Consider the following 19,418-nt stretch of genomic DNA (forward strand, 5'->3'; position numbering starts at 1 on the left):
TTATTTAGCGCCAGAAGTAAGACTTCCAGCTTTGGCATAAAACAGAGATTGTGGTCAACTACCCGTAAAAGCCCGATTGGTTAAACTAACAATCAGTGGGGATAAAACCCCCCCCACAGATTGAAGTTAAACTTTATTTGAAAAACATACGTACTTTTCGTAACACCAAACATATAAATTTGATAAAATGAACATAGAAACAAAGGGAGGTGCATGATCATAGAAAGATTTAACAAGCTCATCCAACTAATCAGCTTTCGCGCACTGTTAGTCATCATACTTGCGGCTACTGCACTTCTGCAGTTTTTCCTGATGATTGATAATGTTCGTGGCGTTACATATGATATCCAGCTAACTGAATTATCACCGGAAACGATCCGTTCTACGAAAACAGTGGAGGATACCGTAAAGACTGAAATAGAAAGGGAAAATGCGGAGAAGGCCGTAGATCCTGTATACATATATAAAGATGAAGTTCCAAGTCAGCGTGCAACTTTTGTGACGACCATTTTTGACATTGCTTTGGACGTGAAGAGTGAGATTGCAAAAGCGGAGGAAGAAATCCCGCAAGCTGAACAAATTAAAATGCTGCGTTCAGCATTAAAAGATATTTTTGATAACCAGCAAAATCTGATTTTATCGGATGCACAGTTGGTGAATGTCTTAAGTGCACCACAGGCAAATCTTGAATCTGCACGTGATGCATTGGCGACATTGGTAGAAGTAAACTTAAATTATCCACTTCGTAAGGAGAGCTTGCTGCCATACCGAAACGAACTGGAAAGCAAGATTCGCCAGCAGCCCTCAATATCCGAGGGGTTAATGAGTGTGGCAATCGTCATTGGTCGTGCAGCTATTGTTGAAACTGAAGTGCTTGATAGTGAAAAAACAGAGATTGCCAGACAGCAGGCAAAGGAAGCGGTGGAGCCGACACGTATTTTGCAAGGACAGATTATTGTCCAGGAAGGCGAAGTTATTACCCGCGAAATATACCGCCAGCTTGATTTGTTAGGAATGCTGGACAGTGAGGAATCGATTAAACCGATTGCCGGACTGATTATTTTGATTTTACTGCAAATGTCATTCCTGTTTGTTTTGTTTGACCGTTCGGAAAAAGACATTGCTTCAAAACGCAATGAACTGCTCGTGACAATTATTGTGTATGCAATTGCGTTAATCATGATGAAACTGATCGCGCTCATTTCAACGAATTTTGATTTGATGATTGCCTTCATTTTCCCGTCAGCGTTAGCGACAATGCTTGTCCGCGTACTGGCCAATGACCGTACCGCGAGTATTGTGACGATCATTACGGCTGCATCTGCAGGGATCATCTTTCATGAAGGGTTATCCGGTATTTTACAGATGGATACAGCGCTTTACATTTTATTTGGCGGATTCGCATCGATTATATTCATGCGCAGTCTGGAAAAACGGACAGATATTTTACAGGCGGTTGGTATTGTAATCCTTGTGAACATTGTATTTATCGCATTTTATATTTTAATGGGACAATCAGGTTACGGAATGAAGGAAGTTGCATTTTACGTTGCTGCAGCAATTATTTCCGGGTTATTATCCGGTGCTTTAATGATGGGGCTGCTTCCTTACTTTGAATCGGCATTCGGACTTTTATCGGTCGTGCGTCTGATTGAATTATCGAATCCGAACCACCCGCTGCTGAAGAAAATTTTGACGGAAACACCTGGTACGTATCATCATAGTATAATGGTTGCGAATCTGGCTGAAGCGGCATGTGAAGCAATCGGGGCGGATGGCTTGCTGGCAAGAGTCGGCTGCTATTATCATGATGTAGGGAAAACGCGAAGACCTCTATTTTTCATAGAAAACCAAATGGGGACAAATCCTCATGATACGATGGCACCCGAAAGTAGTGCGGAAATTATTATTGCGCATACTACAGACGGGGCAGAGCTCTTGCGCAAGCATAAAATGCCGCAGGAAATCATAGATATTTGTCTACAGCATCACGGGACAAGCACATTGAAATTCTTTTTGTTTAAGGCGAAGGAAGAAGGGAAAGAATTGGACGAAAGTATATTCCGATACCCGGGTCCAAAGCCACAGACGAAAGAAGCGGCAATCATTAGTATTGCGGATAGTGTGGAAGCGGCAGTCCGTTCGATGCAGCAGCCGAATGCTGAGAAAATACAGAAGCTTGTGCAATCGATTATTCAGGATCGTGTACAGGATGACCAGTTTGACGAATGTGATATTTCATTAAAAGAACTGAAAAAGATAGAAGACGTATTATGTGAAACATTGAATGGAACGTTCCACTCGCGTATTGAATATCCAAAGGAATAGTAGGAGGGAACAACATGTTATTAATTGATTTTTTAGATGAAACAAATGAAGTGAAAGAAGACCACTTGGAACTAGTGGAAAAATTACTGCAGCATGCAGCGGAGCAGGAAGGAATCGAGGATGGCTCGGAAGTGTCGGTTACGTTTGTGACAAATGAAGCAATCCACGAAATTAACCGTGAATACCGTGATAAAGACCAGCCTACTGATGTCATTTCTTTTGCAATGGAAGAAATGGGTGAAGGGGAATTGCAAATTATCGGTGAAGGGATTCCGCGTGTTTTAGGGGATATTATTATCTCGACAGACCGCACACGTGAACAGGCAGCCGAATATGGCCATACATTTGAACGTGAGCTTGGCTTCTTGGCTGTCCATGGCTTTCTGCACCTGCTAGGCTATGATCATATGACACCGGAAGATGAAAAAGTCATGTTCGGGAAGCAAGATACGATTTTACAGTCATACGGCCTAGGTCGTGATATGAATGAACGTCCGTAAATTTTTTCGTTCTTTTCGTTATGCAATGGAAGGACTGTTTACGGCTTTACATGAACAGAATTTCAGATTTCACATAGCGAGTGCCATCATTGTCATAATGGCAGGCTTGTTGACAGGGCTATCGATCGTCGAATGGTGCATCATCATTTTCGTCATCGCTTTTGTCATAGGAGCCGAATTGATCAACACGGCAATCGAGCGTGTAGTGGACCTGGCATCTCCTGAAATTCATCCGCTCGCCAAGCAGGCAAAGGATGTCGCGGCAGGGGCCGTACTTGTTTTTGCGCTCGCAAGTGTTATAATCGGACTACTCATATTTTTACCAAAATGGTTTTAAAAATAATGTTTTGGGGGAACCAAATTATGAACATGGAACAATTAATGGAACAATCTAAAATTGCACGTGAATTTGCTTATGTACCTTACTCGAAATTTAAAGTAGGTGCGGCTTTACTAGCTGAAGATGGTACAGTATACAACGGCTGCAATATTGAGAATGCAGGCTACAGCATGACAAACTGCGCAGAACGTACGGCGTTTTTCAAAGCAGTGTCAGAAGGCAATATGAAATTTAAAGCGCTGGCGGTCGTAGCAGATACACCGGGTCCATGTTCCCCATGCGGAGCTTGTCGACAAGTAATGAGTGAATTTTGTGCTCCGGATATGCCCGTCTACTTAACGAATATGAATGGTGACGTTCAACAAACAACAGTAGCTGAGCTGATCCCGGGTGCATTTAATACGGAGGATATGAAAAATGCAGGAAAATAAAGGATACAAATCGGGCTTCGTCTCGATTGTAGGTCGTCCTAATGTGGGCAAATCGACATTTTTAAACCGAGTAATCGGCCAAAAAATTGCGATTATGTCAGACAAACCACAAACGACACGTAATAAAGTACAAGGTGTATTAACACAACAAAACTCTCAAACGATTTTCATCGATACACCGGGCATTCATAAGCCGAAACATAAATTAGGCGAATTTATGCTGAAAACTTCACGCAACGCATTGCGTGAAGTCGATGTAATCATGTTTATGGTGAATGCTGAACAAGCGATCGGAAAAGGTGACGAATTCATCATCGAACTGCTGGAAGGCAATAAAACACCGGTATTTTTAATCATCAACAAAATCGATTTAGTGCACCCGGATGAACTGGTAAAAATCATTGATTCGTATAAAGATAAGTATGACTTTGCGGAAATTATTCCAATTTCAGCATTACAGGGCAACAACGTAGAAAACTTATTAACGACAATCGAAAAGTATTTACCGGAAGGGCCTCAATATTACCCGGCAGATCAAGTAACAGACCACCCGGAACGATTCATTATTTCTGAGTTGATCCGTGAAAAGGTATTGCACTTAACTCGTGAAGAAATTCCGCATTCAATTGCGGTTGTCATTGAGCGCATTAAGCCACATGAAGAAAAAGAAAATATGATACATGTTCAGGCAACGATCATGGTAGAACGCGATTCACAAAAAGGGATTGTTATCGGCAAACGCGGCGCCCTTTTAAAAGAAGTCGGCTCCCGTGCCCGCCAAGATATTGAAATGCTATTAGGCTCAAAAGTATACTTAGAGCTTTGGGTAAAAGTTCAAAAAGATTGGCGTAACAAGCAAACACATTTACGCGACTTCGGATTTAGAGAAGACGAATATTAAGATGTAGCGAAGCACCCATTTTCTTAAGGAAAATGGGTGCTTTTTAATGTTCTACTTTTCGTGCGTATTGTTCCACATTATGGTGAAAAGGTTCTACTTTCGGGCAGGAAGGTTCTACTTTCGCCACGAAATATTCTCCATCCCTCATTGAAGTGGCGAATAAGGTAGGCGTGTTCTACATTCCATGCGTGTTGTTCCACATTAGGATGAAAAGGTTCTACTTTCGGGCAGGGAGGTTCTACTTTTGCCATGAAATATTCTCCATTTTCTATTTGTTTGGCAAATAAGGTAGGCGTGTTCTACATTTCGTGAGTATTGTTCCACATTACGGAGAAATAGTTCTACTTTAGGGCAGAGAGATTCTACTTTCGCCACGAAATATTCTACATTCTTCATTGGATTGGTGAATAAGGTAAGCACGTTCCACATTTCGTGAGTATTGTTCCACATTAGGATGATAAGGTTCTACTTTTGGGCAGGGAGGTTCTACTTTCGCCATGAAATATTCTACATCGCTCATTGAATTGGCGAATAAAGAAAGCGCGTCCCACTTTCCAATGAAAAGATTCTACTTCCAAGCCAAAACCTTCTACTTTTACCACTAAACTTTCTCCAAACCTCAACAACGAGTCAAATAAATTCTCCCACCCGATAACAACATTATTCTTGATTATAGCGAATGTTCTGCTACCATTTAATAAGGGAATATTTAACAGAAGTTAGCAGGTGAAACATTGAATAAATTAAATAAATTTTTATTGGCACTATGGACGGTATCACTCGCTTTACTATTTATTGTCATTGCGACTGCGGATCAGGACCCACCAATATTAGTCGCAGAAGGTCAAATGACTACCGAGGAAAACAACCCACCTGAAATAAAGTCAGAGAATGATCTAAATGAAACTGACAAACCGATCAGCAAACCTAAGGAACAAGTCACCAAGGAATCGATTCGTCTTGCAATGACAGGTGATATTTTGCTGCATTTAAGGCTTGCGAAATATGATGATTATACTTCATCTTTTGCAGCGGTGGTGCCGAAGATGCAAAGCTATGATTTTCTGATTGCCAATCAGGAATCGCCACCTGTCGGCAATGAGTATCCATTAAGCGGCTATCCGCGCTTTTCGAGTCCAGCCCATATTATTCGCGATCTCCAGCATGCAGGGGTGGATTTGGTGACGATAGCCAATAATCATATCGTCGACCAAGGTGAAAGTGGTATACGTACGGTCTTCAATAACCTGGAAGACTATCATATGCCATATGTCGGAGCTTATAAAAATAAAGAGGATCAGTCAGCACAACGCATTATCGAAATCGGATCGATAAAAATTGGACTGCTTGCCTATACGTATGGAACAAATGGACTTTATTTACCGAAGGAATCACCATTGCTCATTAATTATATCGACGAAGCAAAGATCAAAGCGGATGTCGAGGAATTAAAAAAATCGGTCGACGTCGTAGCAGTCTCGATGCACTGGGGATCAGAATATGTTTATGCAGCGGATGACAATCAAAAATATTATGCGAATATATTAAATAAAGCAGGTGGTGATATTATATTCGGGACTCACCCGCATGTACTCCAGCCATATGACAAGCTGACCAATGAACAGGGGCAGGAAACGCATATTTTTTATTCGCTCGGTAATTTCTTTTCGACTATCTTAACAATACCAAACACGATGATTGGCGGGATTGCAAGCCTTGATATTACAAAGGAAGGCGACCGGATTACGATAGATAAACCTGAGCTTTATGCCACGTCTGTATTAAAGGATGCAGACGGAATTTATCGGGTCTATCCATTAAAAGATGTGGAACAGCGCTCTGTAAAAAATCTGCAATGGGTAAAGAAAATCATGGGACAATCTGTAACCGTTTATTAAACTTTTCTATTGATAGTGCGGTATAATAGAGTTACGAAAGAAATAGAAGGATGTGCAACAGATGCTACATAAATGGGAAGGCATCGTTTTAAAGGCGCGTGCTTATGGTGAGTCCAATAAAATCGTGACCCTTATGACACGTGAAGCCGGTAAAGTTGCGTGTATGGCACGTGGAGCGAAAAAGCCGACGAGTCGTCTGGCAGGTGTAACACAAACATTTATGCATGGCTCGTTTTTAGTCCAGCGAACATCAGGCATGGGGACATTGCAGCAAGGGGAACATTTCAATTCGATGCGTCATATACAAACGGATATTGTGGCGACAGCCTATGCAAGCTATATCGTGGAAATTGTGGATCGCCTCGTTGAAGAAGGACGACCGGAACCGTATGCTTTTGATATATTAATACAGGCATTGAATGCTATTGAAGAAGGGTATGATCCTGAAGCAATTACATTATTTGTGGATTGGAAAATGCTCCCGTTTGCAGGGATCCAGCCGATTTTGCATGCATGTGCAGGGTGTGGAGCCGTTGATGGGGAATTTGCATTTTCATTCACGCAAGGCGGATTTATCTGTCATCGTTGTTTCCATTTGGATCCGTATATTATTCGGTTGTCACCAACGCAGCTTAAGCTGATTCGCATGTTTTATACAGTGCCGATTGAACAAGTCGGCAAGCTGGAGTTAAAACCGCAAACGAAACAATTTATAAAAAAAATTGTCACGACAATCTATGAAGAGCAAACAGGAATCCGTCTGAAATCACGCAACTTCATCGAGCAATTGGAGCGTACACCGTTACTGCAGCGTGAAAAGAAGGAAGAAGAATAAAATTATTGCCTAGGAAATAAAGCGAGTCGAAATTGCGTAGAATTGCGCAGACTCGCTTTGTTCTATTGAGGAGGGGAAATATTGCGCCAATTTGAAAATGAGCAGCTAACCGTTTTTCAAAGTGTGTTATATCAAACGACATCAGCGGTAGTTAAAACAAAGGATGCTTTAATTGTTACGGACCCTAACTGGCTGCCGAATGAAGTTGCCGAAATAAAAGCTTATATCGAGTCGGTTATTGAAGATCGGAAATTATATATTATTTACACACATAGTGATTATGATCATATTATTGCTGCAGGGGCCTTCCCGAATGCGACTACTATCGCCAGTGAAGCCTTTGTGAATAAAATAAACAAAGAAGAGGTATTGGAACAAATCCGTCAGTTTGATGCGCAATACTATATCGAAAGGGATTATCCTGTTATTTATCCCCAGATCGATATCGTAATAAAAGAAGATGGCCAAACAGTTGAGCTGCAGGACGTTACATGTAGCTTTTATCGATCGCCAGGACATACGGCAGATGGCTTATTTACAGTTGTGGAGCCGTACGGGATTTTATTGGCAGGGGATTATTTATCGAATGTCGAGTTTCCTTTTATCGAAGATTACGAAGCGTATTTGGCGACCATTCAAAAGGTACAGACAATTATTTCACACAAAAAAATTGAAGTTCTCGTGCCGGGACATGGGACAACGACGAATAACAAAAATGAAATTCAAAAACGTATTGATGAGTCTTTATTATATTTAAATAATTTATCAGCCGACTGTGTAGATGAAACAGAATTGCAAAAGCTTTATCCGTTTTATAAAGGTTTAAAAGATATGCATAAATTAAATAAAGAAACGGTAAAAAATAGCCATAGGATTTAGATCATACTAAAATCCTTGGCTATTTTTGTGGGGAATTAGCTGTTTGCCAGTTCATTCATCCGTTCCAGCACTCTTCGCTTACGGTATAGCATCATGCCTGCCTCGGCAATATCTTCAATCAATGACTTATTAATAAAGGCACCGAAAATCATACCGGCTACAGGAATCATTTGAAAGAGCTTCTTCATACCGAAGTTATCGCGGTACGTAAAGAAGACTTCCTGCCAGCCTTGCAGCTGGGAAACCATATTTTCTGCAGCGTTAGGTTTTTCATAATGTTGTGCCAGCTCATTTAGTATCGCTTCTTTGCCGACTACATCCGAAGAGGCAAACTGCAGACATTTTACGATGAAAATACGCTCGGCTTTTTCATTTGGATCATAGCCATGGATCATGGCGATTTCCTGCAATGTTTTTAACGCAATTCCAAGAATAACTGGGATATCGAGTGCCAATGTAAACACACCGCCAAAGCCGGTTGACGCTCCTTGTACAGTCGCTACTTTTGCACGGTTTTTCTGCAGTTTCTCACTCAGTTCCACCATATCTTCAATTGGCATTTGTCCAATATCCTCCAAAGTCGAAACCGAATGCAACGTATGTTTTTGAATATGACGCATCATTGACTTTTCGCTTACTAAATATTTTCCACCTGTTTGGACATAGCTCACCAGTTCGTCGATCAAGACGGAAAGTTTCTCCTGTATGAATTTCGGTGTTAATTTATCGAGTATTTTAAAAGGGATGCGGCCGATTTTTTCCCAAAACCATAATCCGCTTTGATCCTTTTCCCATTGCTGGATTGTTAATAAGTGGTTTTCCAGCTGCTGTTGAGTTTCCATGAATCGCCCTCCCAATGGACATGTTCCTTATTTTACGTTCCATAGTTAAAAAGGTTTCAGCTTAGTCACTCGAATTGTGTCAGCAATGGGATAAGGTCTTCTTTTAGCCGTTCATAAAATTCTTCTTCAAGCTTTAAGTGCTGATGATGGTGCATTTGTTCAAAAAGGGTGAACATCGCATCAATTTTTTCTTTGGAAAAGCGAAAATGATGATTAAAATGGTCGCGCTTATTGTCGTCGCTTAAATGCATATAGCCCCGGATAATTGTAAACAATTGATTGTATTTTTTGTTTGCAATTTCATAAGCTTCACGGCTCAAACGGCCAAGTGCATTGCTCGGATCGTCAAACTTTCTGTAAAACAACTGTGCTTCACGATACGTTTCTAGTTTCATATTTGCCGTGTAAAGGATGTGGTGCTGTGCGCGGTGTTCAGGGCATTCATATTGGAGTATTGCTTTTACGAGATGTGAAATTTTATCGAATGTGTCTAAAGGTAATTTAGATGTATCCTTTACCTGAAAAAACATAAAATCCCCCTCCATCTATTAATTTCTTAAATTATAACTTATTCGTAGATAAATTATCTAAATAATCTAAAAATTTAGATTACTATTTTGTGAATTTTAGCCTTTATTAGATGTTAAATATTAATTTCTCTTTAATGCGTATTTTTTCTGCTTTAAACAAAGATATTGTACAAAAGTTTTGACAATTCAGAAAAAACTAATTTATAATATCGTTATTAGAAAGTCGTTACACAATATGCGTAATTGGAGGTTAAATTATGAATCTACCGAATATACAATTTACAGAAGAACAAAAACAATTTAGACAGGAAGTACGAAGTTTTTTAAAAAAACATATTGAAAAGGGCACATTTGAAACACGCTGTGATTCTTGGCTGAGCGGTTCTGATCCTTCTTTTTCAAAAATGGTGGCAGAGCAGGGGTGGATCGGGATGACATGGCCGAAACAATATGGCGGAAGTGAGCGCAGTACGATTGACCGCTATATTTTAACGGAAGAATTTCTGGCGTTTGGGGCGCCGGTAGCTGCCCACTGGTTTGCAGATCGTCAGACAGGGCCATTATTATTGCGTTTTGGAACAGATTATCAGAAGGAATTTTTCCTGCCGAAAATTGTGAAAGGGGAATGCTTTTTTGCTATCGGACTAAGTGAGCCGAACAGTGGATCGGATTTGGCTTCTGTTGCAACACGTGCGGAAAAAGTAGAAGGCGGCTGGATTGTAAACGGGGCAAAAACTTGGTCCAGTAATGCACATGATGCACATTACATGGTAACGCTTATTCGTACAGAGCCATTAGGTGAAAAGAAACATGAAGGTCTTTCACAATTCATCATCGATTTAAAAGGCGAAGGGGTGACAATTGCACCTATCCGTTATTTAACAGGTGAACCGCATTTTAACGATGTCTACCTGGATAATGTATTTGTTCCGGATGAGATGGTAGTGGGGACACTGGGCAACGGGTGGAAGCAAGGTTTGGCAGAGCTTGCATTTGAACGCAGTGGTCCTGAGCGGATTTTAAGTACATTCCCGCTGCTAAATGAGGCAATTGAACAATTGAAGATTAAGAGAGATCTTGTTGGTCTGGAAGAAGCGTCGAAGCTCGTTGCAGAACTTTGGTCATTGCGTAACTTATCGATCGGAGTTGCAAAGGTATTGGAAGAAGGCGGAGAGGTCGCGATACCGGCAGCACTCGTAAAAAGTATCGGTACAAAGTTCGAACAGAAAATACCAGAGATCATTCGTCTGTTAATCGATGTATATCCAAACTTGCAAAGTGATAATAGAGTCGAACGTTATTTGGCTGAATCCATTTTACATGCACCTGGCTTTACGATCCGTGGTGGAACATCAGAAGTTCTATATGGAATTTTAGCGAAGGGGGTTATTGCACAATGAGCGAAATTAAAGAGATGGTCGTAGAAGTAGTTGAAAAGATCTTTAAAGATAAAGTCGAAAAGGAAACAGTCGATCTTTTGGAAGAAAATAAGTGGGCTGAAGATGTTTGGAAATTGCTGCTTGAAAATGAACTGCATCATGTAGCGGTAAGCGAAGAGGAAGGTGGGGCAGGTGGAGATGTAGAGGACCTGTTTGCACTGTATTTCCTTATTGGAAAATATGCGGCACCAGTTCCGTTTATTGAACATACATTGGCCAATTTCTTTTTACAGCAAGTGGACTTGAAAGGAAATGGGCAGTTAACGACATACAGCATTACAAACCCGCTGCAGTTAAACGGAGATATGCTAACCGGAACATTAAAACATGTCGGGTGGGCACAGTATGCAGAAAAAATTGTGACGGTTGCCCGGGAAGATTCACAGCACTTTATCGTTGTTGCCGATTTAAAGGATGCAGTGCTGAAAAACAGCACAAACCTGGCTGCTGAACCACGATCAGAAGTCGTATTCGAAAATATGAAAGCGCTTAACAAAATGCCGATTACCGAAAAGCAGTATGACGCCTTTAAAAAATTAGTGACAGCGGCATCTGTCAGCAAAATGAGCGGCGCACTCACAACCTCATTCCAGCTAAGCGTTCAGTTCAGTAAAGAGCGGGAACAGTTTGGCCGACCCATTCACCGGTTCCAGCTTGTGCAGCAGCATTTGGCGAATATGGCCGGAGAACAGACCTTAATGACAGTGGCGGTCAATAATATCCTAACTTTATTAGCTGACGGGCGAGAAGAAAATGAAGTGGCGTATGCGCGGATACGAATGGATGATGCGAGCCGTGCAGTGGCAACATCCGCTCACCAGGTTCATGCCGCAATCGGTGTGACCCATGAACATCGCCTCCATCAGTACACACGTCGCTTATGGGCTTGGCGTGACGAGGAATTGACGGCACGATACTGGAAAAAACAGCTGGCACAGCAACTGCTGGAAACAAACCTGGACTTGTGGGAAAGCATTACAGATCAAGTAGAAACGCATGTACATGCATAAGGAGGAAATATGATGGCGGATTTATTATTTGAAGTAAAGAATCATATTGCAACAATTACACTGAACCGTCCCGAAAGTTTAAATGCATTTAGCGAAGAAATGATTCTTTCATGGATCAAAGCGTTGGAGGAAGTGCGCGACAATGATGATATTCGGGCTGTTATTTTAAAAGGGAACGGCAAAGCATTCTGTGCAGGCGGAGATATAAAAGCAATGGTGGCAGGAAAGGGTTTCTATCATAGTGAAGAAGATATTACATCAACAGCGCTGGCCCGCAAAAATTCATTATGGAAAAAAGTGCAGCGCGTCCCTTTATTGCTTGAAGAAATCGATAAGCCGGTCATTGCGCAGATGCACGGTTTTGCAATGGGTGCAGGACTTGATATGGCATTGATGTGCGATATCCGAATTGCTGCACAATCTGCAAAATTCTCGGAAAGCTATATTAATGTTGGAATTGTTCCAGGAGATGGCGGTGCCTACTTTTTACCTCGCCTCGTCGGCATCGATAAGGCGCTTGACATGCTGTGGACGGCACGTGTCCTAACGGCAGACGAAGCGAAGGAAGCGCGTCTTGTAACGTTTGTTATAAATGATGAGGAACTGGAAAGCTTCACGCAAAGTTATGCAGAAAAATTGGCGAATGGACCAATTGAAACAATCAAAATTATAAAGCGGGCAGTTTATCAAAGCCAGTCAATGAGCTTGCGTTCGTCACTTGACTATATTTCATCAAAAATGGGCTTAGTAACAGAATTGCCATCATACGAAGAAGGGGTCAAAGCAATCGTAGAAAAACGAAAAGCCGTTTTCAAATAATACATGTGCAAATGGGGGGACGCGGATGAAAAAAGTATTTCTCGCAATCGTTTCAATCGCTGTTATGCTGCTGGCAGGGTGTCAAAGTAATGTTGAGCGTTATGGGGAGCCGCTAATTTTTACAACTGGTACAACAACAGGTGTTTTCTATTCACTTGGCGCAGGAATTTCTACAATGTGGACAAATGAACTGGAAAAGCGTGTCGCTTCACAAGCATCGAATGGGAGTATAGAAAACTTGAATTTAATGCGTAAAGGTGAAGCGAATATTTCATTTACGACGGTGAACATTGCCTATGAAGCTTACAACGGTGTTGGTAGTTTCGAAGGTAAGCAATATGGAGATGTTCGTATATTAGGAAACCTCTATCCAAATATTAGCCATATTATTGTGAAAGATGATGAGAAGTACAATTCGATTATAGACCTTAAAGGAACGAGCTTCGTATTCGGAGCTGCGGGAAGTGCGACTGAAGTGGAATCCCGCCTTGTTCTTGAAGCACACGGTATTGGAGAAAAAGATATAAAAGCAAACTATGTCGGCTTTACAGAAGCGACAGATTTAATGCGAAATGGTCAGGTGGAAGGGGTCAATATTTACACAGGCGTACCGGCCGCTGCTGCGACAGAACTGATCTCAACAGTAGAGTCAAGAGTTTTAAGTTTCTCAGAGAGCGCCATTGACCATTTAGTAGAAGAATATCCTTGGAACTTTGCTTATACGATCGAGCCAAACACATACGATAAACAGCCGGAAGCGATTCAAACTGTCGGTCAGTACAGCACGATCGTAATTGACGAAAGCGTTAAAGAAGAAACCGTCTATCAGTTAACGAAAGAGCTTTGGGAAAACTTGGACTATCTGCAGAAATCATTCAGTATTGCAAAGCAGTTCAGTCCAGAAAGCGCGGTTGCGGGAACGGCGGATATTCCGTTGCATCCAGGAGCGGAGCGCTACTATCGTGAAATTGGCGTCATCGACTAAAAGTAAGTACAAGGAGGGGAAGGTATGACAGAAAAAGGACTTGAAAAAGATGAAATTCAGCAATTAATGGACCTTGAAGATAAAAATATCAATTCGCGAAATTATGTTGGGCTATTCGGAAAAATCGTTATTTGTGTGGCGATCATCTGGTCCATCTTCCAAATATATATGAGCAGTATCGGTGTAATGGAAGCGACAAAATTTCGGGCATGGCATTTAGGGTTTTTGCTTTTATTCAGCTTTATTTATTATCCTGCTACGAAGAAAAGTGTAGGGACGAGAAAGTTGCCTACTTGGTTTGACAGTATTTGCATTACATTATCAATTTTCGTAACAGTTTATTTTGTTATTGTCTACGATATTTTAGTTCGTGACCGTGCAGGCGAAAATACGGTTCTTGATCTATGGGTCGGCGGGATTGCCATCGTATTACTATTTGAGGCAGCACGGCGGGTTGTCGGCAATGCGCTCACATTAATCGCCCTGTTTTTCCTTGCCTACAACTTCTTTGGCGCTTATATTCCGGGAATTTTAGGGCATTACGGTTTCAGTCTTGAGCGAATCATCAATATTATGTTCTGGGGCGGGCAAGGAATTTTCGGAACGGCTCTAGGTGTATCCGCAACATATATTTTTATCTTCGTTCTATTTGGTGCTTTTCTGAAAAATAGCGGATTTTCAGACCTTATCAATGACTTGGCCCTGACAATCGCGGGTCGAACAGCCGGGGGACCGGCAAAAGTAGCCGTTTTTGCGAGTGGATTGATGGCGACAATTAGCGGGAGTGCTGTAAGTAATGTTGTCACAACGGGTACGGTTACGATTCCGATGATGAAAAAAGCAGGTTATTCGAAAAAATTTGCCGGTGCTGTAGAGGCGGTTGCTTCGACAGGCGGTTTAATTGCACCACCGGTAATGGGTGCAGCGGCCTTTATTATGGCTGAATATTTAGGGGTAGCGTATTCGGTAGTTATGCTGGCAGCGGTCGTACCCGCAATCCTTTATTATTTAACATTGTTTATGATTGTGCATTTTGAAGCGAAGAAAATGGGGTTATCGGGCATTTCAAAAGAAAATATACCGGTAGCAATGCAAGTTCTGAAAAATGGCGGGCACTTATTAATTCCTTTATTCATTTTATTGATAATGTTATTTGCAGGTTATTCGCCTTTATATGCGGCGATCTTTGCGCTATTTTCAATCGTGCCGACAGCTGCCATTCGCAAACATACACGCATGAATTTGAAAACAGTGATTGATTCGGTTGTGGAAGGGGTCAAAGGAGCGATCAGTGTAGGGATTGCCTGTGCTATCGTAGGAATCGTTATTGCGACGATTACGCTGACAAGTATCGGGTTAATCATTGGTAACAACGTCTTAAGTTTTGCTGGTGACAGTGTCATGCTTGCCGCAATTTTAACAGCGGTCATCAGTATCGTATTAGGAATGGGGATACCGGCAACAGCGGCATATATTATTGTCGCAACAATTTCTGTGCCGATTTTAACACAACTAGGTGTACCGGCGATTGCAGCCCATATGTTTGCCTTCTACTTTGCCGCTTTATCAAGCATTACTCCTCCTGTAGCATTGGCACCATATGCCGCAGCAGGGATCGCTGGTGAATCTCCGAATAAAGTATCGTTTGAATCGGTTCGTCTCGGGTTGATCGGTTTTATTGTACCATTCTTCTTTATCTTTAACCCGGCGCTCCTTCTAACGGGCGGGACGATCGGTGAGTATATTATTGCGGCGGTGACAGCTTGTATTGGTGGTGTGGCGATTGCAGCAGGCATTAAAGGCTATTTATTCCGCCATACGTATTTCATCGAGCGGCTTGTCTTCTTCGGCGCAGGTATTGCATTAATGGATACGACGTTCATTTATAATCTGATTGCGCTAGTAATCATTGCTATTGCCGTTACGACACAGATTGTATTGAAAAAGCCGGAACGGAGTATAGAACCGTCATTAATAAAAGAGTAGAAGAATTGAGGTGATGGGGATGCGCCCATTGGATAATGTTAAAATATTGGATTTATCTCGTGTCTATGCTGCGCCGGCTGGAACGATGATTTTAGCTGATTTAGGTGCTGAAGTCATTCGGATCGAGCATCCGGAGGGATCGGATAGTATGCGTGGCTGGGGGCCATTTATAAATGGTGAAAGCACCTATTATATTTGTGCGAATCGTAATAAAAAATCAATTACCTTAAATTTAAAAGATCCGTCCGATAAAGAGGTACTGCTGGATTTAGTGAAAGAAGCAGATGTCATTATTGATAATTTCAAAGCGGGTGATATGAAAAAAATGGGGCTCGATTATGGGCAGCTAAAGCACATTAATCCACGGATTATTCAATGCTCGGTAACCGGATTTGGTCAGACTGGTCCGCTAGCTGCTGAGCCGGGTTTTGACCCTGTTATTCAGGCGATGAGCGGTTTGATGGATGTAACGGGACAACCTGATGGGGAAGCGACTAAAGTAGGTGTCCCGATTGCGGATATTTTGACATCGCACTATGTCGTAATTGGAATATTGTCGGCACTTAGGATGCGTGACATGACAGGGAAAGGCCAATTTATTGATCTGGCACTGCTTGATGTGCAAATGAGTTCCCTTGCTAATGTGGCAAGCGCGTATTTAAATACTGGCTTCAAGTCGAACCGTCTTGGCAACCAGCATAATAATGTCGCGCCGTATCAGGTGTTTGAATGTTCGGATGGTCCGCTTATGTTTTGTGTTGGTACAGAAGATCAGTTCAAAAAGTTTTGCGAGATGATTAATCGGGATGGCTGGGTGACGGATGAGCGCTTTAAAACGAATTCGTTGCGAAAGCAAAATGAGGTTGTGTTAGCAGGCTATATTTCCGAAATTACAAAAACGAAAACCCGTGATGAGTGGATCGAGCTCCTGCAAAAGTATAAAATTCCTGGCGGGCGTGTCAATACAGTAGAAGAAGCGTTTCAGCAGCCGCAAGTAATGGCGCGGAATTTAGTAGGGGAGATTGAGCATCCATCATATGGTACCGTGAAATTTGTAAAAAATCCTCTGCAGCATTCAGAGCTTAATATTTCCTATGATTCCGGGCCGCCGCAGCTGGGGGAGCATACCGAAGACTTGTTAAAAATCAATAAAAACTAGTTTTAAGGTAATGATTGGAGTAATCGATTAGTTTCAACTGTCGGAAAAGATAGGTGAAAAGTTTGTATGACTTTTAACATAGCCCCTTCTTTTTTATATTGATCAGTTTTGCTACTATTAGGAAAAGGGGGCTTTTGGATGGAACAACAGAAATTTGAAAAAATGTATTTAATGCAAACCGTACAAAAAACCATTGTGATATTGCGTGCTTTCACAAAAGAACAGCCAAAGCTTTCTTTAACGGAATTAAATAAAAAAACAGGCATCGGTCTATCAAGCCTGCAACGTTTTGTTGCGACATTAGTATATGAAGGTTTTTTAATAAGGGATGACAGGACAAAGCAGTATCAGCTTGGCTTATCGCTAATTCACTTGGGGAAGCTTGTTGAGGAAGAATCGAGCATCATTACGATTGCTCAGCCCATTCTTCAGGAGCTGAACAAAACGACAAAAGAAAGCATTTCGATGAGTATTATTGACGGCAATGAACGCCGCTGTATTATGAATATCGAAAGTTCATATGCTTTGTCGGCACGCAATCATGTCGGGGATACATCGCCGCTCTATGCGGGGGCCTCTGCCAAATCATTGCTTGCATTTTTGCCGCAGGAAGAAATTGAGCAGTACTTGGATGAAGTGGCAATGGAACATGTAACCGAAAATACGGTTGTCGATCGAGCCCAGCTGTTGGAGCAATTACAGGAAATTCGCAAGCAGCAATATGTCTTTACACGGGCTGAGCGCATTATCGGTGCCTGTTCGTTCAGTACAGCGATTATTTCTAATGGTCGTCCAGTTGCTTCGATCGCGATTATCATTCCGGAAGCACGCTTTGATGAAGCGCAGTATGAGGAAATGCGTGAACTTATTCTCCGTGCAAAGTTCGATATTGAAAAACAGCTCAATAAATAAAATAATCCAACCGGCTAAAATCGGTTGGATTGTTTTTCGTTAGAAAGAAAAAACACTTTCTGCTCAAAACGAACAGAAAGTGCCTTGTGAAAATTAGAATTGTAAATGTTTCTCGATATAAGCTTTCACTTCAGCGATTGGCATACGGATTTGTTCCATTGAATCGCGGTGACGTACTGTTACTTGACCGTCTTCTTTTGAATCGAAATCGTATGTGATACAGAATGGTGTACCGATTTCGTCTTGACGGCGGTAACGTTTACCGATCGATTGTGACTCATCGTAATCAACCGGGAATGCTTTACGTAAATCTGCCCATACGTCGCCAGCTTCTTCCGATAATTTTTTAGAAAGTGGCAATACCGCTGCTTTGAATGGAGCTAGTGCAGGGTGGAAGCGTAATACTGTACGAGTATCGTCGCCTTCTAATTGCTCTTCTTCAAAAGCGTCACATAAGAATGCCAATGTTACACGGTCAGCACCTAATGATGGCTCGATACAGTATGGTACATAGCGCTCATTTGAAACAGGATCGATGTAAGTGAAATCTTCACCAGAATGTTCCATATGCTGCTTCAAGTCGAAATCTGTACGGTCTGCGATACCCCATAGTTCGCCCCAGCCGAATGGGAAGCGGAATTCGATATCTGTTGTCGCATTTGAATAGTGTGAAAGCTCATCATCTTCATGATCGCGTAAACGCATTGAATCTTCTTTCATACCTAATCCAAGAAGCCAGTTTTTACAGAACTCTTTCCAGTAAGAGTGCCACTCAAGGTCTTCACCTGGCTTACAGAAGAATTCAAGTTCCATTTGTTCGAATTCACGAGTACGGAATGTGAAGTTACCAGGTGTGATTTCGTTACGGAAAGATTTACCGATTTGGGCGATACCGAATGGTGTCTTTTTACGCATTGAACGTTGAACGTTTTTAAAGTTTACGAAAATACCTTGTGCTGTTTCCGGACGAAGGTAAATTTCATTTGATGATGATTCAGTTACACCTTGGTGCGTTTTGAACATTAAGTTGAATTGGCGGATATCTGTGAAATCGATTTTTCCGCAGTCCGGACAAGCTACTTCAAGCTCTTCCATTTTTTCTTTCATTTGATCGAACGTCATACCATCAACGATAATTTCTTTGCCTGTTTTTGTTAATGAAGCATCTTCAATCAATTTATCTGCACGGTGACGCGCTTTACATGCTTTACAGTCGATCATCGGGTCATTGAAGTTACCTACGTGACCAGATGCAACCCAAGCTTTTGGGTTCATTAAAATCGCTGCATCCAAACCTACGTTATGTTCAGATTCCTGAACGAACTTCAGCCACCAAGCTTTTTTAACGTTGTTTTTAAGTTCTACACCTAGTGGACCGTAATCCCAAGTGTTTGCTAAACCACCGTAAATATCAGATCCCGGAAATACGAATCCGCGGTGTTTTGCTAATGATACAATTGTCTCCATTGATTTTTCTGCCATGAAAAAAAACCTCCTGTTCGGTAATGAAAAAATAAAAGCACCCGTCTCCGGGCACAAAATCTCTGCCCGGGGACGAGTGCATCAAGACGATATACCCGCGGTTCCACCCCGCTTGTTTTTAATAAATTAAAAACCTCTTTTA

At 41.7% G+C, this 19,418-nt stretch carries 19 protein-coding genes; 15 read left to right on the top strand and 4 right to left on the bottom strand.

Annotated elements, in window-relative coordinates; all coding sequences use genetic code 11:
• Positions 1 to 213 precede the first annotated feature (213 nt).
• The 5 genes from MKY71_RS05520 to era are packed head-to-tail and all read left to right on the top strand — an operon-like array spanning position 214 to position 4,500.
• Complete coding sequence (locus MKY71_RS05520; RefSeq protein WP_339175683.1) at positions 214 to 2,328, top strand: HD family phosphohydrolase; 2,115 nt, start codon at positions 214 to 216, stop codon at positions 2,326 to 2,328.
• 14 nt (positions 2,329 to 2,342) lie between these two features.
• On the top strand, positions 2,343 to 2,828 hold the full coding sequence (gene ybeY / locus MKY71_RS05525) for an rRNA maturation RNase YbeY (protein WP_339175685.1): 486 nt from the start codon (positions 2,343 to 2,345) through the stop codon (positions 2,826 to 2,828).
• A complete protein-coding gene (locus MKY71_RS05530) occupies positions 2,815 to 3,165 on the top strand; it encodes a diacylglycerol kinase family protein (RefSeq protein WP_340731828.1) in 351 nt (116 codons plus the stop codon). Before ybeY ends, MKY71_RS05530 begins: the two co-directional genes overlap by 14 nt.
• A 26-nt stretch (positions 3,166 to 3,191) precedes the next feature.
• The gene (locus tag MKY71_RS05535; RefSeq protein WP_340731829.1) at positions 3,192 to 3,599 is read left to right on the top strand and encodes a cytidine deaminase; all 408 of its coding nucleotides are present in this window, start codon (positions 3,192 to 3,194) and stop codon (positions 3,597 to 3,599) included.
• A complete protein-coding gene (era, locus tag MKY71_RS05540) occupies positions 3,586 to 4,500 on the top strand; it encodes a GTPase Era (RefSeq protein WP_340731830.1) in 915 nt (304 codons plus the stop codon). The genes MKY71_RS05535 and era overlap by 14 nt, the downstream gene beginning before the upstream one ends.
• Before the next feature lie 77 nt (positions 4,501 to 4,577).
• Here era and MKY71_RS05545 read toward each other — a convergent pair whose 3' ends face one another.
• Positions 4,578 to 4,751: a hypothetical protein gene (locus MKY71_RS05545; protein WP_340731831.1), complete on the bottom strand. Its 174-nt coding sequence runs from the start codon at positions 4,749 to 4,751 to the stop codon at positions 4,578 to 4,580.
• Positions 4,752 to 5,234: 483 nt separating this feature from the next.
• On the opposite strand from MKY71_RS05545, the gene MKY71_RS05550 reads away from it, so the two are divergent.
• From MKY71_RS05550 to MKY71_RS05560, 3 genes are all read left to right on the top strand, one after another.
• Positions 5,235 to 6,398: a CapA family protein gene (locus MKY71_RS05550; protein WP_340731832.1), complete on the top strand. Its 1,164-nt coding sequence runs from the start codon at positions 5,235 to 5,237 to the stop codon at positions 6,396 to 6,398.
• A gap of 61 nt (positions 6,399 to 6,459) precedes the next feature.
• The gene (gene recO / locus MKY71_RS05555; RefSeq protein ID WP_008403126.1) at positions 6,460 to 7,233 is read left to right on the top strand and encodes a DNA repair protein RecO; all 774 of its coding nucleotides are present in this window, start codon (positions 6,460 to 6,462) and stop codon (positions 7,231 to 7,233) included.
• An 81-nt stretch (positions 7,234 to 7,314) separates the two neighbouring features.
• A complete protein-coding gene (locus tag MKY71_RS05560) occupies positions 7,315 to 8,112 on the top strand; it encodes an MBL fold metallo-hydrolase (RefSeq protein ID WP_340731833.1) in 798 nt (265 codons plus the stop codon).
• 35 nt (positions 8,113 to 8,147) lie between these two features.
• On the opposite strand, the gene MKY71_RS05565 is transcribed toward MKY71_RS05560, so the two are convergent.
• Both MKY71_RS05565 and MKY71_RS05570 read right to left on the bottom strand, forming a co-directional pair.
• Positions 8,148 to 8,954 (bottom strand): EcsC family protein, encoded by an 807-nt coding sequence (locus MKY71_RS05565; RefSeq protein WP_339175692.1) that lies wholly within the window; start codon positions 8,952 to 8,954, stop codon positions 8,148 to 8,150.
• A 65-nt stretch (positions 8,955 to 9,019) separates the two neighbouring features.
• The gene (locus tag MKY71_RS05570; RefSeq protein ID WP_339175693.1) at positions 9,020 to 9,484 is read right to left on the bottom strand and encodes a hypothetical protein; all 465 of its coding nucleotides are present in this window, start codon (positions 9,482 to 9,484) and stop codon (positions 9,020 to 9,022) included.
• Between the two features lie 257 nt (positions 9,485 to 9,741).
• Between MKY71_RS05570 and MKY71_RS05575 the strand changes: the two genes are divergently transcribed.
• From MKY71_RS05575 to MKY71_RS05605, 7 genes are all read left to right on the top strand, one after another.
• A complete protein-coding gene (locus MKY71_RS05575; RefSeq protein WP_340731834.1) occupies positions 9,742 to 10,884 on the top strand; it encodes an acyl-CoA dehydrogenase family protein in 1,143 nt (380 codons plus the stop codon).
• A complete protein-coding gene (locus MKY71_RS05580; RefSeq protein WP_340731835.1) occupies positions 10,881 to 11,933 on the top strand; it encodes an acyl-CoA dehydrogenase family protein in 1,053 nt (350 codons plus the stop codon). The genes MKY71_RS05575 and MKY71_RS05580 overlap by 4 nt, the downstream gene beginning before the upstream one ends.
• A 12-nt stretch (positions 11,934 to 11,945) precedes the next feature.
• On the top strand, positions 11,946 to 12,752 hold the full coding sequence (locus MKY71_RS05585) for an enoyl-CoA hydratase/isomerase family protein (RefSeq protein WP_340731836.1): 807 nt from the start codon (positions 11,946 to 11,948) through the stop codon (positions 12,750 to 12,752).
• Between the two features lie 25 nt (positions 12,753 to 12,777).
• Complete coding sequence (locus tag MKY71_RS05590) at positions 12,778 to 13,737, top strand: TAXI family TRAP transporter solute-binding subunit (protein ID WP_340731837.1); 960 nt, start codon at positions 12,778 to 12,780, stop codon at positions 13,735 to 13,737.
• Between the two features lie 24 nt (positions 13,738 to 13,761).
• Positions 13,762 to 15,723, top strand: a complete 1,962-nt coding sequence (locus MKY71_RS05595) for a TRAP transporter permease (protein ID WP_340731838.1) — start codon at positions 13,762 to 13,764, stop codon at positions 15,721 to 15,723.
• A gap of 19 nt (positions 15,724 to 15,742) precedes the next feature.
• Positions 15,743 to 16,882, top strand: coding sequence for a CaiB/BaiF CoA transferase family protein (locus tag MKY71_RS05600; protein ID WP_340733615.1), 1,140 nt, complete (start codon positions 15,743 to 15,745; stop codon positions 16,880 to 16,882).
• A gap of 138 nt (positions 16,883 to 17,020) precedes the next feature.
• On the top strand, positions 17,021 to 17,794 hold the full coding sequence (locus MKY71_RS05605; protein WP_340731839.1) for an IclR family transcriptional regulator: 774 nt from the start codon (positions 17,021 to 17,023) through the stop codon (positions 17,792 to 17,794).
• 93 nt (positions 17,795 to 17,887) lie between these two features.
• On the opposite strand, the gene MKY71_RS05610 is transcribed toward MKY71_RS05605, so the two are convergent.
• Positions 17,888 to 19,276, bottom strand: a complete 1,389-nt coding sequence (locus MKY71_RS05610; RefSeq protein ID WP_339175705.1) for a glycine--tRNA ligase — start codon at positions 19,274 to 19,276, stop codon at positions 17,888 to 17,890.
• Between the last annotated feature and the right edge of the window lie 142 nt (positions 19,277 to 19,418).

Origin of the sequence: Solibacillus sp. FSL W7-1324 (genome assembly GCF_038008025.1) — a bacterium.
In the GTDB taxonomy this organism is placed as follows: Bacteria; Bacillota; Bacilli; order Bacillales_A; family Planococcaceae; genus Solibacillus.